Source organism: Actinospineispora acaciae DSM 45401 (assembly GCF_000620785.1).
GTDB lineage: Bacteria > Actinomycetota > Actinomycetes > Mycobacteriales > Pseudonocardiaceae > Pseudonocardia > Pseudonocardia acaciae.
The window spans coordinates 500,037-516,365 of the sequence record NZ_JIAI01000004.1 but is presented as its reverse complement, the minus strand read 5'-3'; the positions used below and the strand labels follow the sequence as shown (position 1 = coordinate 516,365).

Here is a 16,329-nt window from a genome sequence, read left to right as displayed (position 1 = left end):
GCGGCGGGCATTCCCAAGCGCTACAGTCTCAGGAAATGGCCACAAATGCGGCTATACCGACATCTCGATGCCGCCTTGGTGCGGGCGCCGGCCTACCCGAGCGGGACGGAAATTCCTCCGCGACCGCAGCTATCAGGGGACGCCGAGACGGACTCGGAACAATGGCGAGGATGGATACGACAGGTATGGGCGCAGCCTGCGTTCGCCGACGCCGTAGAAGTTGCCAGTCCAGTTCTTGCCCGCCGTATCCAGGCGGTGTGCGCCGCCAACGCGATCCGCTCCAAAGAGTTGCGCAGCATCGGGATCTCGCTTGCACGCTACTTTCTACGCTTCCGACACCGCGCGACACCATTCGGGCTATTTGCCGGCGTCGCGCCGACCTCCTTCGGACCCGCTCTAGTTGCACGATGGGCGGACAGACATCGCCGGAGGACCCACGTCGACGCGGTGTGGCTTGCCGAGGTCATCGCACGCCTGGAGGGGCAGCGTGAGCTGCTGCGTCGGCTCCTGGTCATGGCGGACCCGACCTGCGTCGTGCGTGGCGAACGGCTGGTTGTGCCCTGCCAGCCACAGCCCCACGACGGTCGCCGAGGACCCGGCGAGCTGAGCGTCCGGTACACCCCCGCAGTGCGAACTGTGGTTTCTGCCGCATCAGGCCCGATAGCGGTCAACGACCTGCTGAAGAAGCTGACCACCGACTACCCCGACATGCCGCCAGCGGCGTCGGAAACATTGCTTGCCGAACTCGTGGCTCGCCGAGTGCTGCTCACCAGCCTGCACCCACCGATGACGGCCGTTGACGCCCTGGCGCACGTGATCGACGAGTTGGCCGCCGTGGGTGCCGACGAGATCCCCGCAGTGGTGCCCACGATGTACGAGCTGTCGGAGATCCGGGCAGAGCTGGCCGGAAGTACCAGTGCAACCGATGGCGAAAGGAAGACGCGAGGGTCGGCTACGCACCGGATTAGGGTGCAATCTGGCGTGGAACAGCTCGTGGCGGTGGATCTCCGGCTTGACTGCTCGTTGATCGTGCCCCGCCGCGTGGCACACGAAGCGGAGAAGGCAGCGGATCTGCTGGCCCGCCTGGCACCGTCACCGACCGGCTCGCCCGCGTGGGAGGACTACCACGCACGGTTCCTCGATCGGTACGGTCCCAACGCGCTCGTCCGCGTCGTCGAGCTCGTCGAACCCGACCTGGGGCTGGATTACCCGGCCGGCTATCGAGGCTCGCTTCTTCGTCGGCCCCGTCCAGCTCTGACTGATCGAGATGAGCGGCTACTCGACCTCGCCCAGTGCGCCGCCTGCGAGAACGCCCACGAAATCGTCCTCACCGACGCGCTCATGGCCGGTCTAGCACAAGACGGCGACCCATGGGTCCCCCATGTCGACCTGTGCTTCCATCTCCAGGCATCGACTCCCGGTGAGCTGGAGCGCGGCGAGTTCACCCTCGTCGTGGCCGGACTCGCCCCAGCGGCGGGAGCCACCGCGGGGCGGTTCCTTCCCTTGCTGGCCGCCGCCGACCGCGAGCGCATGTCAGCGGCATATGCCAGCTTGCCCACGGCGGACAGCAACGCACTGCGAGCCCAAGTCTCCTCTCCTCCGCTGCATGTGCGAACGGAGAACGTCAACCGAGTGCCCGCCCTGTTTCCGCACGTCATCTCGCTGGGCGAACACCGCCGCGAGCCGACGCTGCCGCTGAACGAGCTGGCTGTCGGTGCGGACCAGAGCGGGTTCTATCTGGTGTTCCTACCGACAGAGCAGCGGGTCGAGCCCACAGCGACCAGCGCGGTGAGCCTGGCGAACTTCACCCACCCGCTCGCTCGACTGCTCTACGAGCTGCCACGTGCCCGCGCAGCGACCATCGGACCGTTCTCCTGGGGCGCCGCACGAACGCTCCCGTTCCTGCCGCGCGTCCGTCACGGCCGCATCGTGCTCGCCCCCGCCACTTGGAAAATCAAGACCACAGACCTGGCAACGGGTGACGCCGCACTCCAGCGATGGATGGACAGCCTGACGGCATGGCGAGAACGCCTCGGGGTTCCCACAGCCGTCGAGGTCGGAGACGACGACCGGCGCCTGCGCCTGGAGCTGGACCAGAGCGCCGACGCACTATTGCTCCGCACCGAACTCGACCACCGCGACCACATCACTGTCCGTGAAGCACCCGAGGCGAGCGGGTACGGATGGTTCGGCGGGCGCGCTCACGAGATCACCCTGGCGCTCGCCTCCACCCGCACCGGTCCACAGCGAGCGGAACGCACAGCGCCTCTGGTAGTTGTCGGCCCTGACCACGGCCGTCTGCCTGGTGAGGCGGCACCGGCATTCGTCAGGCTGTATGGGCATCCAGACCGGCACGAGGAGATCCTCACCGTCCACCTGCCGGCGCTGATGGCCAGGTTCGACCGGCCGCCTGTGTGGTGGTTCGTGCGGCACGACGAGCAGCGGCCTCACCTCGGGCTCTGCTTCCGGGTGTCGGGTCGGGATACGTTCGGTCAGCTCGCTACCCGACTCGGAGCGTGGGCTGCCGGTCTGCGGCGCGCCGGCCTGTTGAGCCGTATCCAGTGGGATACCTACTACCCCGAGACCGGCCGCTACGGCGCCGGGGCGGCCATGGATGCGGCCGAAGCGGTATTCGCCGAAGATTCCCTCGCGGCCATCGCACAGCTCGCGCTGCCCGCTGGCAGCCGTCCGCATCCACTGGCCGTCACCGCCGCGAGTCTGCTCGATCTGGCGATCTCATTCACCGGCGAGGTCGAGAGCGGCATGCGCTGGCTGATCGACAACTTCACCGCAGTCTCCGCCCAGCACCCGCATCGCCCGCTCTACCGGGAAGCCATGCGCCTGGCCAACCCGCGCAACGACTTCGCTGCGCTTCGAGAACACCCGGGCGGGGACCGCGTCACCACGGCATGGGCGGCACGACGCGAGGCGCTGAACTCCTACCACGCCGCCCTCACCGCGCAGAGCCAGATCCAGCCGTCGACCGTGCTGCCGTCCCTGATGCGCGCCCATTACCTGCGCTCGGCCGGGAGGGACGAGCACAACGAACAGATGTGCTACCGACTCGTTCGTTCCGCCGCCCTCGCCTGGGCCGCCGCCCGCGAGCGCAGGGTCACGCCATGAGCCTCCAGACCGCCCGCGCACCCGAACTTGCCGCACGAGCGCAGTCCTTGGCCATGGGCGCCGCCGGCACCGCGCTGCTCAGCGTCGAACGCGCCAGAAACGGCGCGGGCTCCTGGGAAGAGGTACATGCCGCCCTTGCCGCATGTACCCGCTACCCACTCATCGCCGACCAGAACGCATCGCTGTACTTCGGCGCCCCCGCCGTGGCGTTCGCCATCCACACCGCAGCCCACGGCACCGGCCGATACGAGGGTGCGTTGCGCAGCCTTGACGCCCAGGTAACCGCACTGATCAGACGACGCCTCGATCAGGCCCACCAACGCATCGATCGCGGAGAACGCCCTCGGGTCGGCGAGTTCGACCTCTTCTACGGCCTGACCGGACTGGGCTCCTACCTGCTACGCCGAGACCCACAGAGCGAAGCACTGAGCGGCATCTTGTCCTATCTGGCGCGGTTGACCCTCCCGCTGGCGGACGACGACGAACAACTCCCCGGCTGGTGGACCGATCTCGATCCCTCGGGCGGTAGCTCCGACACGTTCGCGGGCGGCCACGGCAACCTCGGCATGGCGCACGGCATCAGCGGCCCCCTAGCCCTGCTCTCCGTCGCGAAGCTGCACGGCGTCACGGTTGACGACCACACCGCGACGATCGAGCGGATCGTCTCCTGGCTCGACACGCTCCGCCAGGAGGAGGAAACCGGACCGTGGTGGCCAAACTGGATCAACCTCGTCGAACACCGCAGCGGCACGATCTCCCACTCCGGACCGCTCCGGCCCTCGTGGTGCTACGGCACCCCCGGCCTCGCCCGCGCCCAGCAACTCGGCGCCCTCGCCCTCGGCGACACCACGAGGCAGCACATGGCAGAACACGCCCTACGCCGGTGCCTGGCCGACCTCAATCAACTCGCACAGATCTGCGACGCCGGCCTCTGCCACGGCGCCGCCGGCCTACTCCACACCGTCCACCGAGTCGCCCACGACGCACCGGCCGGCGCCTTCACCGAGCACCTTCCGCGCCTGCGCGCGCTCCTCCTGGACCAACAGCCGGCGCGGGAGTCAGGGCTCCTCGAGGGAACGACCGGCCCCTCGCTCGCATTGCTGGCCGACGACTCCGGCGGAACCACGGCCTCCGGATGGGACGCCTGCCTTCTGGTCGGGTGAAGCTCAACACGAAGGGTGCCACCACGATGACGAGTTCCAGCCGGGAGAGCACGGAGAGCATCGTGCTGGCCGTCCTGAGCGGCACCCCAGTCGCACAAGCCGCCGCCCAGGTTCCCATGGAACCCAGCGACCTCGCCGACGCGGTCGAGACCTACCGGGCCGCCGGACGCGCTGCGCTCGCAATGCGCCGCCACGAGGCGGACTGGTATCAGGTCCGTATCCAGTTCGCCGACTGGAACGCCGCCGAGCAGGTCGCCACCGTCGACCTTGGACCCCGCTTGCACGAGGCACAACAGGCCAGGGTGCTGGCCGACTGGTGGTTCATCCGCAAGCATCCCTGCTGGCGACTCCGCTGCCGTCCTGGACCCGACACCACCGTGACCGCGATGAAGCTCGCGCTCGCTCCGATCCTGGACAACCTCCTCACGACCGGCGCCGCCAACCGATGGTGGGAGACGATCTACGAGCCCGAATCCCTGGCCTTCGGTGGCCCACAGGGCATGCAGATCGCCCACACCCTGTTCCACGCCGACAGCAAAGGCATCCTCCTCGACTACCCACGCCACCACGACATCCCGGCCCCGAACCTGGTCGGCCGCCGGGAGCTGACACTCCTGCTCTGCACAACCCTGCTCCGCAACGCCAGGCAGGACGGACTCGAACAAGGCGACGTCTGGCACCGCGTCGAGCAACTTCGCCCGCTCGGACCCGACGTACCCACCGGACGGCTACGCGGCATGATCCCCGATCTCCAACGACTGATGACCGTCGACACAACGCCCACCGGCGCGCTGTTCGGCCCGAACGGGGCGGCGAGCTTCCTCGCGCCCTGGATCAGCGCGTTCGCCACGGCAGGCCACCAACTGGCAGACGCCGCGCGCGACGGAGCCTTGGAACGCGGCATCCGCGACGTTCTTGCCAACCACGTGATCTTCCACTGGAACCGCCTCGGCCTGCCCACCCGAACACAGGCGATCCTCGCGCGGGCCGCGAGGGAGACCCTGATGAACCCGGGGGGCTTCTGAGATGCATGCCCAACCGCGCGACCACCAGGTCGTCGAACGGATGCGTGCCGCCCACCACCATGCCCGCCACATCCTGGGTGTACAGGCCGACCGCACGCTGTACGAAGCATGGGGCTGGCGCGGCAGGACACTGAGCCAGCCCGTATCCACATCCCACGGCCCAGCCTGGCTGCGCCTCGCGTGCTCACCCACCGGGCAGATCGCCCCCACCTTCTGGGACGGCAACATTGACGCCGAGGGAACGATCCCCCCAACGGTCCCACGCCCACGACTCCAACGCAGCCACGACTGGAGCGACGAACCATGGGAATACCGCGCCGAACTCTACGACCGAATAGCAGTCCGCCCCATCGCAACGTCCCCAGCCCTTACAACCGCTGCTGACCTTCCCCGAGCATGGTGGAAAGCACTACGCACCGCGCTCGATCAGGTCGCTGCGGTCGCTACAGACCGTTTCACCACCGATCAGAACTACCTCGACTGGGTCATGCCCCGGTTCCTCGGCCAACCTGTCGACATCGCTGCCTCCTCCTGGACGACAGCCCACGGCGACCTCCACTACGCCAACCTCTGCGCACCCACCCTGCACATACTCGACTGGGAAGGCTGGGGCCTCGCCCCGACCGGCTACGACGCCGCCACCCTCCACAGCTACAGCCTGCACGTACCCGCAGCCGCCGCCTGTGTCCGCAGCGAGTTCGCCGACCTGCTCGACACAACTGCCGGCCGATTCGCGGAACTGGTCGTCATCGCCGAACTCCTCCACGGCGCCACCCACGGCGACGATCTCGGGCTCGTCGGTCTGCTCCGCAACCGTGCTGCGGATTTGTTGGGGCGCCCTGTTCCTTCAGCAGCCGATGAACCGATCCCTTCCGTGTCCGTGTGCTCGGCTGGTCGAGGATGAGAGCCCGGCCGTCGAACCCGATCCCCCTGACTGGAAAGGTCATTCGCCGGCTCGCGTGGGAACGACGTGGGAAACCGGCACGAATCGGTGTGTGACAGGTGGCAGCGGATGGCGGACAAAATGCGCCCGTCTGCCATGTTTGCGCAGGTCAGGGTACAATTGGGGGGTAAACCAGCAGGTCAGCACGCTGGGCAGAATGGTTGAACGAAACAAACAACGACACGCACGAAAACGAACCCCACCTCAAAGCCCCCTCAGCATCGCAAGCAACACCTCCACCGCGGGAGCGAACGCGTGCTTCGGCGGCGCACCATAGCCAACGATCACCCCACCCACCCCATCTCCGACCCCGATCCGCTGCGAACCAACGGTGGCGATCTCAAGTGAATGGCGGCGAGCGGCGACGGGGACGGCGGCCTCGACCGCGGCGGACAACGGTATGACGAGGTGCAACCCCGCCGAGATCCCCCGAGGCGTCAGCCCGGAGGGGAGAGCGGCGACAAGCCTGTCGCGACGCCCCCGATACTCCAGCCTGGCCCTCCGGACATGGCGGTCATACCCGCCCGAGCTGATCAGATCCGCGAGCGTGAGCTGGTCGAGCGTGGGCGGCCGCGCGCCACTGAGAGACAGCGCGGCCACCACAGGGTCGACCAGCGAGCGAGGAAGCACCAGCCAGCCCAGCCGCAGCGACGGACTGAGCGTCTTGCTGGCCGACCCGGCGTAGATCACCTTCTCCGGGTTCAGCGCCTGCAGCGCGCCGACCTGCTGGCGGTCGAAGCGGAACTCGCCGTCATAGTCGTCCTCTACAACGACAGCCCCACTCCGGGCCAACGCCGTCCGCCGAGCCGGCGCCATGGTGACCCCGAGCGGGGACTGGTGCGCGGGCGTCACGACCACGGCGGGACTGGCCAGCGAGGAGACCCGCAGCCCGAGCCCGTCCACCGGCACCCCCACCACCCGCTGCCCGGCCGCCGCCGCGAGCGAGCGGAACCTGACCACCGACGGGTCCTCGAAGGCCGTCTCGGTGATCCCGATGTCGCCCAGCGCGCGGCCGAGCACGGTCAGGGCGTGGCTGAACCCCGCGCAGATCACCATCCGCGCCGGATCCGCCAGCACGCCACGACTACGGCCCAGGTACGCCGACAACGTCGTACGCAGTACCAACGAGCCGCGCGGATCGCCGTACCCGAAGCTCTCGGTCGGTGTGTGTTGCAGGACGCGCCGGGTCGCGGCCAGCCACTGCTCCCGGGGGAACAGCGACGGGTCGGGGCGGCCGGGCATCAGGGTCCAACGATGCGCGGGCTCGGCGCGGCCGCCGGGGCGGGGCGCGGCCAGCGCTTCGGCGCCCGCGGTGGCCACCCGGGTCGGCGCGCCCTGGCCGGTCCGCAGGTATCCCTCCGCCGCCAGGTCGGTGTAGACCTTGGTGACGGTGCCGCGGGCGAGGCCGAGGTCCCGCGCCAGCGCCCGGGTGGACGGCACCACGTCGCCGGGGCGCCAGCGGCCGTCCCTGATCGCGGCCCGGATGGCCTTCGCCAGCTCGTACCGCCCGCCGCCGGGCGACCAGTCCAGGTGCGCGTCGACGGAGCCGGACATGAAATCCGACGGTACGCGTGGACAGGTCAGAGTGTGACCCAGGTCCCGGTGCGGGCGGAGCGGGCCATCGAGTCCAGGACCTCCGCGGTACGGACGGCATCCTCCAGCGTCGCGCCATGAGACGTCCCCGAGGCGATCGAGCGCAGGAAGTGGCAGGCCTCGATGACCTTGAGGTCGTCGTAGCCCATCGCGTTGGCCGCGCCGGGTTGGAACGCGGCGTACTCCCCGTCCCCAGGGCCGACGTAGACGGTGCTCACCGGCTGGTCCTGGTACGCGGATCCCAGGCTGGTGCCCAGCTCGTTCATCCGGCGGAAGTCCCAGGACAGCGCGCCCTCGGTGCCGTGGATCTCGAACCCGTAGTCGTTCTGCGCGCCCACCGCGACCCGGCTGGCCTCCAGCACGACCCTGGCCCCGGAGGCCAACCGGAGCTGGGCGCAGGCGTAGTCCTCGTTCTGGACCCGACCCAGAGGCCCGGCGCCCCGGGTGTGGCCGGCGGTGGCGCCGCTGGGCCGAGGCCGTTCGGCGATGAAGACGGCGGTGTCCGCGACCACGGAGTCGATCTCGCCGAGCAGGTGCCGGACCAGGTCGACGCCGTGCGAGGCGAGGTCGCCCAGCACCCCGTTGCCGCCGCGCTCGCGTTCGTAGCGCCAGCTCAGCGCGCCGTCCGGGTGCGCGGCGTAGTCGCTGAACAGCCGGAACCGGGCGTGCGTGATCAATCCGAGCCGGCCGCCGGAGATCAGCTCCCGGGCGGCGGCCACGGCCGGGGCGTTGCGGTAGTTGAACCCGACGGTGCCGGCCACCCCGGCCGAGGCGACGGCGCCGGCGACAGCGCGGGCGTCCTCGGAGGACAGCCCGACCGGCTTCTCGATCCAGATGTGCTTGCCGGCCGAGGCCAGCGTGGCGCCGACCTCGCGGTGCAGGAAGTTGGGGGTGGTGACGCTCACCGCCGCAACCGTGGGGTCCTCGGCGACGTCGCGCCAGTCACGGGTGGCCGTGGCGAACCCGAACCGGGCGGCCGCCTCCTCCGCCCGGCCGGGCTCCGGATCGGCGACGGCCACCAGCTCCGGCCGCAGCGGCAGGTCGGGGAAGTGGTGACGCACCCGGACGTAGGCCTGGGCGTGGACGCGGCCCATCCAGCCCATCCCGACCACCGCCACAGCGATGGGCCGGACGCGGTCGGGCGTCGAGTTGGTCGATGTCACAAGGGGGATCTTGCCCGGGTTGGCCGGCGAGCCGAAGACGCGGTGCGCGGCCGGATGCGACGCTGCGGGCACGCGCGCGAGTCGAGGAGGCCGGCGGTGGCTGGTGGGCTGCGGGCGGCGTTCGCCGAGGGGCGGTTCGCCGTCACCGCCGAGATCGGGCCGCCGCGCGGGGCCGACCCGGCGAGCATCGAGCGCAAGGCGGGGCTGCTGCGCGGCTGGGTGGACGCGGCGAACCTGACCGACAACCAGGGCGCCAGGGTGCGGATGTCCAGCCTGGGCGCGAGCGTGCTCTGCCAGCGCGCCGGGCTGGCGCCGATCATGCAGTTGACCTGCCGGGACCGTAACCGGATGGCGCTGCAGTCCGACCTGCTCGCGGCCGGCGCGCTGGGCGTGCCGCACGTGCTGCTGCTGACCGGTGACCATCCGCGCCACGGTGACCATCCCGAGGCGATGCCGGTGTTCGACCTGGACGGGGTGCAGCTCGTGTGGGCCGCACGCACCCTGCGCGACGACGGCGTGCTCATGTCCGGGGAGGAGCTGTCCGCGCGGCCGGACTGGCTGATCGGCACGGTGGAGAACCCGTTCGCGCCGCCCATCGCGCTGCGGGCCGGGAGGCTGGCGAAGAAGGTCGAGGCCGGCGCGGAGTTCGTGCAGACCCAGTACGTGTTCGATGTTGCCGCGTTCGAGCGCTGGATGGGAGGTCTGCGCGACCTCGGGGTCGCCGAGCGCTGCGCCGTGCTCGCCGGGGTCGGCCCGATCCGCTCGCCCCGGGCGCTGGAGCTGCTCAGCGACGGCGTGCCGGGCGTGCACGTGCCCGACGAGGTCGCCCGCCGGCTGCGCGGGGTGCCCGCCGACCGGTTCGCCGAGGAGGGCATCCGGCTGTGCGTGGAGACCATCCAGCGGCTGGCCGAGGTCCCCGGGGTGGCCGGCGTGCACCTCATGGCGTTCGGCTTCGAGCACGGACTGCCGGACATCCTGGGGCGCGCCGGCGTCGGTCCCGGCGGCCGGGCAGCGCCGTAGCGAGCGCCGCGACCAGCACCATCGCCGCCGCCATGATCACGAACGCCCGCCCCGTGCCCGCGACCAGCGTGATCAGCAGGCTCAGGCCGAGCGCGCCGCCGACCTGCTTGGCGGTGTTCATCATGCCGGCGGCGGCGCCACCGTCGGCGGGGTCGACCCCGGAGGTGACGGCGGTGGTCAGCGGGGTGTTGAACAGCCCGCCGCCCACGGAGACCAGCACCGCCGGCCCGAGGATGCCGGAGAGGTAACCGTCGTCCGGAGTGATGCGGCTCTGCAACCAGAACCCGGCGGCGGCCAGCAGCGCCCCGACCGTGATCAGCGCCCGGTGCTGGACCCTGGCCATCAGCCGGGGCGTCAGCCACAGGCCGACGGCCACCGTCAGCAGCGTGTGCGGCAGGAACCCCAGGCCGGCCTGCACGGCGGAGTAGCCCAGCACGTCCTGCATGTAGAGCGTCAGGAAGTACCACATCGGCGCCTGGTAACAGCCGCCGGCGAGCAGCATCAGCACGTTGCCCAGCCAGATCGGGCGGCGCCGGAACAACCGGGGTGGCATCAGCGGCGCCGCCGCCCACCGCGCCTCCACCAGCACGAACCCGGCCAGCGCGAGCACCGCCGCCGCCATCGCGGCCACCGGCACCGCGGCGCCCCAGCCGAGATCCCGCGCCCGCGCGACGCCGAAGCTGAGCAGCACCAGCCCGCCGGTGACCAGCGCCGCGCCCGGCAGGTCGATGCGGATGCCCGGCCGCCGCCCCGGACCCCCGGCCGCCGCCGTCGCGTCCAGGACACGGACGGCGAGCACCCCGCACACCGCGACGACCGGCACGTTGACCAGCAGGATCGCCCGCCAGGAGAGGTAGTCGGTGAGCACCCCGCCGACCAGGTTGCCGGCCGCTCCGCCCGCGACGCTGACCGCCGTCCAGACCGCCAGCGCACGGGTCCGGCGCGCGCCTTCGGGGAAGCTCGCGGTCAGCACGGTCAGGGTGGCCGGCGCCAGTATCGCCGCGCCGAGCCCCTGCGCGCCGCGCGCCGCGATCAGCGTCCCCGCCGTGCCGGCCAGGCCGCCGGCCAGGCTGGCCGCGCCGAACAGCGCGAGCCCGAGCACGAACGCCCACCGCCGGCCGTATGCGTCGGCCAACCGCCCGCCCAGCAGCAGGAACCCGCCGAACGCCAGCGCGTAGGCGTTCACCACCCACTGCAGGTCGCCCTCGGAGACACCGAGCGCGGCCCGCATCGACGGCAGCGCGACGTTCACCACCGAGACGTCGAGCACCACCAGGAACTGGCCGCAGCAGGCCAGCCAGAGCACCGCTCCCGCCCGATCGCTCCGCGTCATGTGCCCACCTGCCTCGTAAATCAATGTAATCACATTGCTTTGCTGACGACGAGCGTAAACGAGCTACGGTGTGGCCGTCAAAGCAGTGTGTCCACATCGAGTAGGAGTACGGGTTATGGAGGCACGGCGCACCCGGGGCGTCGGCACCGCGCACGACCAGCGGCGCCGCGAGATCGCCGACGGGGTGCTCGCGGTCGTCGCGGACCGGGGGCTGGCGGCGGTCTCCCTGACCGAGGTCGCGGCCAGGGCGAACGTCTCGGCGGGCCGCGTCCAGCACTACTTCCCGACCAAACAGGCGCTGATGGAGGCCGCGTTCGAGCGTGGCAACGAGCTTGCCACCGCCCGCATCGCCGCCGCGTCCGAACAATCGGAGACCGGGCGGAGCCCGCGCGAGACGCTGACCGCCGTGCTCACCGACCTCGTCCCGCGCGACGCCACCACCGTCGTCCACCTGCGGGTCCGGCAGTGGTTCACCGCGCTCGCCCTCTCCGACGCCCGCATCGCCGCCCGGCTGCGCGCGGACTACGCCTGGCTGCACGGCACGCTCGCCGACCTGCTCCGCACCGACCAGGCCGACGGGCTCATCCCCGCCCACGTCGACCCGGAAGACGCCGCCGTCCGTCTGGTGGCGCTCACCGAGGGCCTGGCCTACTACGTGCTCGTCGAGGTCACCGCCCCGGCGCGCGCCCGCGAAGCAGTACTCGCCGCGATCGCCGATCTCTACCCGGCCGCTCGGCGCGACCTTTGTTAGCTTCGGTTCGTGACCGGCACCGACGCCCACCAACTCGCCGAGTGGATCGAGCAACTGGCGCGGGCCGCCTGCGCGGTGCGGCTGGAGGACATCGGACCCGAGGGTGCCGCGAGCATCGGGCTGATCGTCGCGGACACCGTGGGCGTGATCCACGCCGGCGCCCGCTCGCCGGAGATGACCAAGCTGATCGACCACGAGCTGGCCCGGTCCGCGCCCGGCGAGGCGTCGGTGCTCGCGCCGGGAGGCCCGCGCGCCGACGCGGAGACGGCGGCCTGGCTCAACGGCTCGGCGGTGGCGTTCCTGGAGATGGACGAGGGCTTCCGGCCGACCGGGCATCCCGCCGCCCACGTGGTGCCGGCCGCGCTGGCCGCCGCGCAGGCGGTGGGGGCGCCCGGGGCGCGGCTGGTGGAGGCGGTGGCCGCCGGGTACGAGGTGGCGGCGCGGCTGTTCGAGGCGTTCGTGTTCCCGAAGGCGCGGCACCCGCACGGGCACCTTGGCGCGCTCGGGGCCGCGACCGCGGTGGCCCGGATCCACGGCGCGGACCCGGTGCCGTCCGTGCGGATCGCCGCCACCCAACCGCTGCTGACCGGGTGGGACGCCTGCTACGCGGGCGCGACGGCCCGCAACCTCTGGATCGGGCACGCGAACCGGATCGGCGTGGCCGCGCGCGCCTGGGCGGACGCCGGCTTCACCGGGGCCACCGGGTCGCTGGCCGCCACCGTGGTCGACAGCCTCGCCGACCCGCGCCCGCTGACCGACTCGATCGACCCCATCGACCCCGCTGACCTGCGCCTGCGCCGCAACTACTTCAAGCTGCACTCGTCCTGCGCGCTGGCCCAGGGCGCCATCGACGCCACCCTGGACGCGCGCGCCCGGCTCGGGCTCACCGACCCGGCCCGGCTCCGCTCCGTCGAGGTGGCCACCGTGACCGCCAACATGCGGATCGCCCGCCAGGCCGAGCCCAACGCGCTGTCCACCCGGTTCTCCGTGCCGTACGCGGTGGCCGCGGCCCTGGTGCACGGCGAGGTGGGCCCCGCACAGATGGACTGGGACCCGAAGGTGGCCGAACTCGCCGAGCGGGTCTCGGTGACGCTCGACGAGGACCTCGACGCCCGCTGGCCGACCGCCGCCCCGGCCAGGGTCACGCTCGCGACCGACGCCGGCACCGCCGAGGCCACCGTGCTCAACCCGAAGGGCCACCACGCCAACCCGGCCACCCCCGCCGAGCTGGAGGACAAGTTCGCCCTCCTCACCGGAAGCCGGGCCTCGTTCCGCGCCCTCGCCGCGCTGGCCGATCAGGAGAACTGCGCCGACCTGCCGCTGCCCGCCTGACCCCGTCGGCACGTTCCGCATCTCCGAACGCCCGTCACGGGTAGTGATACAAGTTATAACACAGAGTGAGCTGACGTTACAGTAAGTTACTTTCTGCGACGTTCGGCCCAGGCCATCGTGGCGTTTGTCGCTCAAAAGCGACCTTTGGCCGTGTCTATACGGCCGATCAGGTGACCGTCCGTAACTGCGCATCCCGACGGGGGTTGGACCTCATAGGTAACAAGGAACGCGCACGACCGGAAAGGAGCTCTCCATGTTGATGGCCACCCTGCTCGCTCGCATGCCAGACCTGCGGGACCGGGTCCAGGCGAAGCACGTCCCCGACCACGCCGGACGCTGCATCGACTGCGGCGGCGGCACCGCCTGGCCGTGCGAGCTGTACCAGATCGCCACCGAGGCCGAGTACCTCGAGATGCAGCAGCCGCCGTACGTCCCCCGGCCGTCCGAGCCCGTGTCCGGCTACCTCGGCGCGCAGTCCAGCGGCCCGCTGAGCCCGTACTTCCAGCCGCTGCAGCCCACCCACACCCCCGGCCGCTGACGCGCGGACACCTCGATCGCCGGCCGTTCCCCTAGAGTTACGGGCCGAGTCGAGGGGGTTCGCTTGACCGCATACGTGATCGCCGGGGTGCGGGTGACGGGCAGTGCCGAGGAGATGGCCGTCTACCGGGAGCGGGTGGAGGCGACGCTGGAGCCGTACGGCGGTCGGTACCTGGTGCGGACCTCGGACGTCGAACAGCTCGACGGCCGGTGGCCCGCCGACAGCGTGGTCGTCGTGGAGTTTCCGGACCTGCAGAGCGCGCGGGCGTGGAACAACTCGGCGGAGTACGCGCCCCTGGCCGCCCTGCGCGAGAGCAACAGTGACAGCATTCGAATGATCGTCGACGGGTACGTCCCGACCTGACGCCGGCCGCGGCGAGCGGCCGTCGAGCGCCCGGCAGATAACAGAATGTATTCTGTAGGGACGGCTCGTGTCAGGGGAGACAGCGTGAACTTGCCCGATTTCACGTCGGGGGACACGGTGCGGCGTGGTCGGCCCACCGCCCGCGATGTCGTTGCCGACCAGGTTCGGCGCGCGATCGTGAAGGGGCAGCTGCCGCCGGGCACGAAGTTGAACCCGAACGAGCTGGCCACCCGGCTCGGGGTGAGCCAGACGCCGGCCCGCGAGGCGATCCAGCTGCTGGCCAGCGAGGGGCTGGTGCGCAACGACGCGTTCCGGGGCGCCCAGGTCGCACCGCTGACGGTGGACGAGTACGAAGAGCTCTACCTCATGCGCATCGGCATGGAGCGGCTCGCCGCACGGCTGGGGGCGGAGCGGATCTCGCCCGAGGGCGTCGAGCGCATGGCCGAGCTGCTCGCCGAGATGGAGTCGGCCGCCGAGACCGAGGACGTGGACCGGTTCTACGAGGCCGACCACCGCTTCCACGCCCTGCACTACCGCGCGACCGGCCGCGAGTCGCTGGTGCGCCGGATCATGAGCCTGCGGATCGCCACCGAGCGCTACGCCCGGGTCGCCTACCGGATGCCGAAGGTGACCATGGCTGACACCCTGGCCAACCACCGCGAGCTGCTCGACGCCGTCCGCTCCGGCAACGGCGCCGCCTGCGAGTCCGTGCTGGAAGAGGACCTCTGCCGCACGCTGGCGGTGTTCGCCAAGCACTTCCCGGACGGCAACGTCGAGGCCCTCACTACCTAGGCGGCCTGTTGACTTCGTCTGCGCTCGCCTCTAATCTCTCGATCGCAGACTATAATCTATAGATTGTTCTTTACCGTCGGGGTGACGAACCGTCAAAGTTGACGAGAGGACAGCGGAGCATGCAGCGCAGCAGACTCACCGCCGCCGCGGTCGTCGTTCTCCTGGCGAGCCTGATCGCCGGTTGCGGCGGCGGGGGCGGCTCCAACAAACCGTTCGTCTACCTGGCCTCGGGCGGCAGCGCCGACTTCGTCAACGGCCTGGAGACCTCGTTCTTCCCCGCGTTCCAGAAGCAGACCGGCACCAAGGTCGTGGCCGACACGTTCTGCTGCGGCATCGACAAGCTGCAGGCCGGGGTGAAGTCCGGGAACGTGGTGTGGACGGCGACGAACTTCGCCACCGTCAGCGACTTCGAGCTGGCCAAGCAGGCCGGGCTGCTGGAGAAGCTGGACCCGAAGGTGGTGCCGCTGGACAAGCTGCGGCCGGGCACCTACGACGAGTACGGCTACCAGGTCTACCGCGCCGGAACCGTGGTCGCGTGGCGGCCGAAGGACTTCCCGGCCGGCACGCCAACGCCCACGAAGTTCGAGGACCTGTTCGACACCGCGAAGTTCCCCGGCAAGCGGTGCCTGTACAAGAGCCCGCAGTTCGGCGGCACCCTGGAGGGCGCGCTGCTCGCCGACGGGGTGCCCAGCGACAAGCTCTACCCGCTCGACCTGAACCGCGCGTTCACCAAGCTGAACACGATCAAGAACGACGTGGTGTGGTGGTCGTCCGGCGCGCAGGCCGCGCAGTTCCTGCTCAACGGCACCTGCAAGATCGCGGCGATGTGGAGCGGCGTGGCGCAGACCACCGCGCGCAACGGTGACGACCTCGGCGTGGCCTGGAGCCATTCGCTGCTGTTCACCGGGATGAACTCGATCCCGAAGGGCTCGCCGAACCCGGCCGCGGCACAGAAGTTCCTGGCCGAGGTCATCAACGACACCGACGCCCAGGCGCAGTTCTACCGGAAGGTCGCCTACACCATTCCGACGAAGGAGCTGAACATTCCGCCGGACGTGGTCAAATGGGCGCCCGAGGGTGACAACGTCAAGGACGCGATCACCGAGGACGACCAGTACTACCTGCAGAACACCACGGACATCACCAAGCGCTGGAACAACTGGCTGACCACCGGGAAGCCGTGACGATGA

The 16,329-nt window shown here is 70.6% G+C and carries 14 protein-coding genes; 11 read left to right on the top strand and 3 right to left on the bottom strand.

Annotated elements, in window-relative coordinates; genetic code table 11:
• Nucleotides 1–45 precede the first annotated feature (45 nt).
• From N912_RS53925 to N912_RS53920, 4 genes are read left to right on the top strand one after another with little or no spacing between them, the layout of a single operon-like run.
• Nucleotides 46–3,123 carry a lantibiotic dehydratase gene (locus N912_RS53925; protein WP_037065856.1) on the top strand — a complete coding sequence of 1,026 codons (3,078 nt, stop codon included), beginning with the start codon at nucleotides 46–48 and terminating at the stop codon, nucleotides 3,121–3,123.
• A complete protein-coding gene (locus N912_RS0122535) occupies nucleotides 3,120–4,286 on the top strand; it encodes a lanthionine synthetase C family protein (protein WP_028924170.1) in 1,167 nt (388 codons plus the stop codon). Before N912_RS53925 ends, N912_RS0122535 begins: the two co-directional genes overlap by 4 nt.
• A complete protein-coding gene (locus N912_RS0122530) occupies nucleotides 4,283–5,311 on the top strand; it encodes a thiopeptide-type bacteriocin biosynthesis protein (RefSeq protein WP_211261338.1) in 1,029 nt (342 codons plus the stop codon). Before N912_RS0122535 ends, N912_RS0122530 begins: the two co-directional genes overlap by 4 nt.
• A 1-nt stretch (nucleotide 5,312) precedes the next feature.
• Nucleotides 5,313–6,215 carry a hypothetical protein gene (locus tag N912_RS53920; RefSeq protein WP_211261337.1) on the top strand — a complete coding sequence of 301 codons (903 nt, stop codon included), beginning with the start codon at nucleotides 5,313–5,315 and terminating at the stop codon, nucleotides 6,213–6,215.
• A 243-nt stretch (nucleotides 6,216–6,458) separates the two neighbouring features.
• Here the strand turns inward: N912_RS53920 and N912_RS0122520 are convergent, their stop codons facing one another.
• Entirely contained in the window at nucleotides 6,459–7,808 is a 1,350-nt protein-coding gene (locus N912_RS0122520; protein WP_028924168.1) for an aminotransferase-like domain-containing protein, read from the bottom strand.
• Between the two features lie 26 nt (nucleotides 7,809–7,834).
• Nucleotides 7,835–9,082 (bottom strand): Gfo/Idh/MocA family protein, encoded by a 1,248-nt coding sequence (locus tag N912_RS0122515; protein ID WP_245645379.1) that lies wholly within the window; start codon nucleotides 9,080–9,082, stop codon nucleotides 7,835–7,837.
• A gap of 24 nt (nucleotides 9,083–9,106) precedes the next feature.
• Between N912_RS0122515 and N912_RS62215 the strand changes: the two genes are divergently transcribed.
• Complete coding sequence (locus N912_RS62215; RefSeq protein WP_245645378.1) at nucleotides 9,107–10,030, top strand: methylenetetrahydrofolate reductase; 924 nt, start codon at nucleotides 9,107–9,109, stop codon at nucleotides 10,028–10,030.
• Here N912_RS62215 and N912_RS53915 read toward each other — a convergent pair.
• Nucleotides 9,948–11,363: an MFS transporter gene (locus N912_RS53915; RefSeq protein ID WP_051580620.1), complete on the bottom strand. Its 1,416-nt coding sequence runs from the start codon at nucleotides 11,361–11,363 to the stop codon at nucleotides 9,948–9,950. The genes N912_RS62215 and N912_RS53915 overlap by 83 nt on opposite strands.
• A 115-nt stretch (nucleotides 11,364–11,478) precedes the next feature.
• Between N912_RS53915 and N912_RS0122500 the strand changes: the two genes are divergently transcribed.
• From N912_RS0122500 to N912_RS53895, 6 genes are all read left to right on the top strand, one after another.
• Nucleotides 11,479–12,114, top strand: a complete 636-nt coding sequence (locus tag N912_RS0122500) for a TetR/AcrR family transcriptional regulator (protein WP_028924165.1) — start codon at nucleotides 11,479–11,481, stop codon at nucleotides 12,112–12,114.
• A gap of 9 nt (nucleotides 12,115–12,123) precedes the next feature.
• Nucleotides 12,124–13,446 carry an MmgE/PrpD family protein gene (locus N912_RS53910; RefSeq protein ID WP_051580619.1) on the top strand — a complete coding sequence of 441 codons (1,323 nt, stop codon included), beginning with the start codon at nucleotides 12,124–12,126 and terminating at the stop codon, nucleotides 13,444–13,446.
• Nucleotides 13,447–13,699: 253 nt separating this feature from the next.
• Nucleotides 13,700–13,984 (top strand): hypothetical protein, encoded by a 285-nt coding sequence (locus N912_RS53905; protein WP_037065855.1) that lies wholly within the window; start codon nucleotides 13,700–13,702, stop codon nucleotides 13,982–13,984.
• A gap of 63 nt (nucleotides 13,985–14,047) precedes the next feature.
• Nucleotides 14,048–14,347 carry a DUF1330 domain-containing protein gene (locus N912_RS0122485; RefSeq protein WP_028924164.1) on the top strand — a complete coding sequence of 100 codons (300 nt, stop codon included), beginning with the start codon at nucleotides 14,048–14,050 and terminating at the stop codon, nucleotides 14,345–14,347.
• A gap of 84 nt (nucleotides 14,348–14,431) precedes the next feature.
• Entirely contained in the window at nucleotides 14,432–15,139 is a 708-nt protein-coding gene (locus N912_RS53900) for a GntR family transcriptional regulator (RefSeq protein ID WP_169747930.1), read from the top strand.
• Nucleotides 15,140–15,258: 119 nt separating this feature from the next.
• On the top strand, nucleotides 15,259–16,323 hold the full coding sequence (locus tag N912_RS53895) for an extracellular solute-binding protein (protein ID WP_051580616.1): 1,065 nt from the start codon (nucleotides 15,259–15,261) through the stop codon (nucleotides 16,321–16,323).
• Nucleotides 16,324–16,329 lie beyond the last annotated feature (6 nt).

Bases quoted from the DNA above. Each gene is read 5' to 3' on its own strand.
- N912_RS53905 (WP_037065855.1), top strand. From the start codon at position 13,700: ATGTTGATGGCCACCCTGCTCGCTCGCATGCCAGACCTGCGGGACCGG.
- N912_RS53915 (WP_051580620.1), bottom strand. From the start codon at position 11,363: ATGACGCGGAGCGATCGGGCGGGAGCGGTGCTCTGGCTGGCCTGCTGC.
- N912_RS0122520 (WP_028924168.1), bottom strand. From the start codon at position 7,808: ATGTCCGGCTCCGTCGACGCGCACCTGGACTGGTCGCCCGGCGGCGGG.
- N912_RS53925 (WP_037065856.1), top strand. From the start codon at position 46: ATGCGGCTATACCGACATCTCGATGCCGCCTTGGTGCGGGCGCCGGCC.
- N912_RS53920 (WP_211261337.1), top strand. From the start codon at position 5,313: ATGCATGCCCAACCGCGCGACCACCAGGTCGTCGAACGGATGCGTGCC.
- N912_RS0122535 (WP_028924170.1), top strand. From the start codon at position 3,120: ATGAGCCTCCAGACCGCCCGCGCACCCGAACTTGCCGCACGAGCGCAG.
- N912_RS0122500 (WP_028924165.1), top strand. From the start codon at position 11,479: ATGGAGGCACGGCGCACCCGGGGCGTCGGCACCGCGCACGACCAGCGG.
- N912_RS53895 (WP_051580616.1), top strand. From the start codon at position 15,259: ATGCAGCGCAGCAGACTCACCGCCGCCGCGGTCGTCGTTCTCCTGGCG.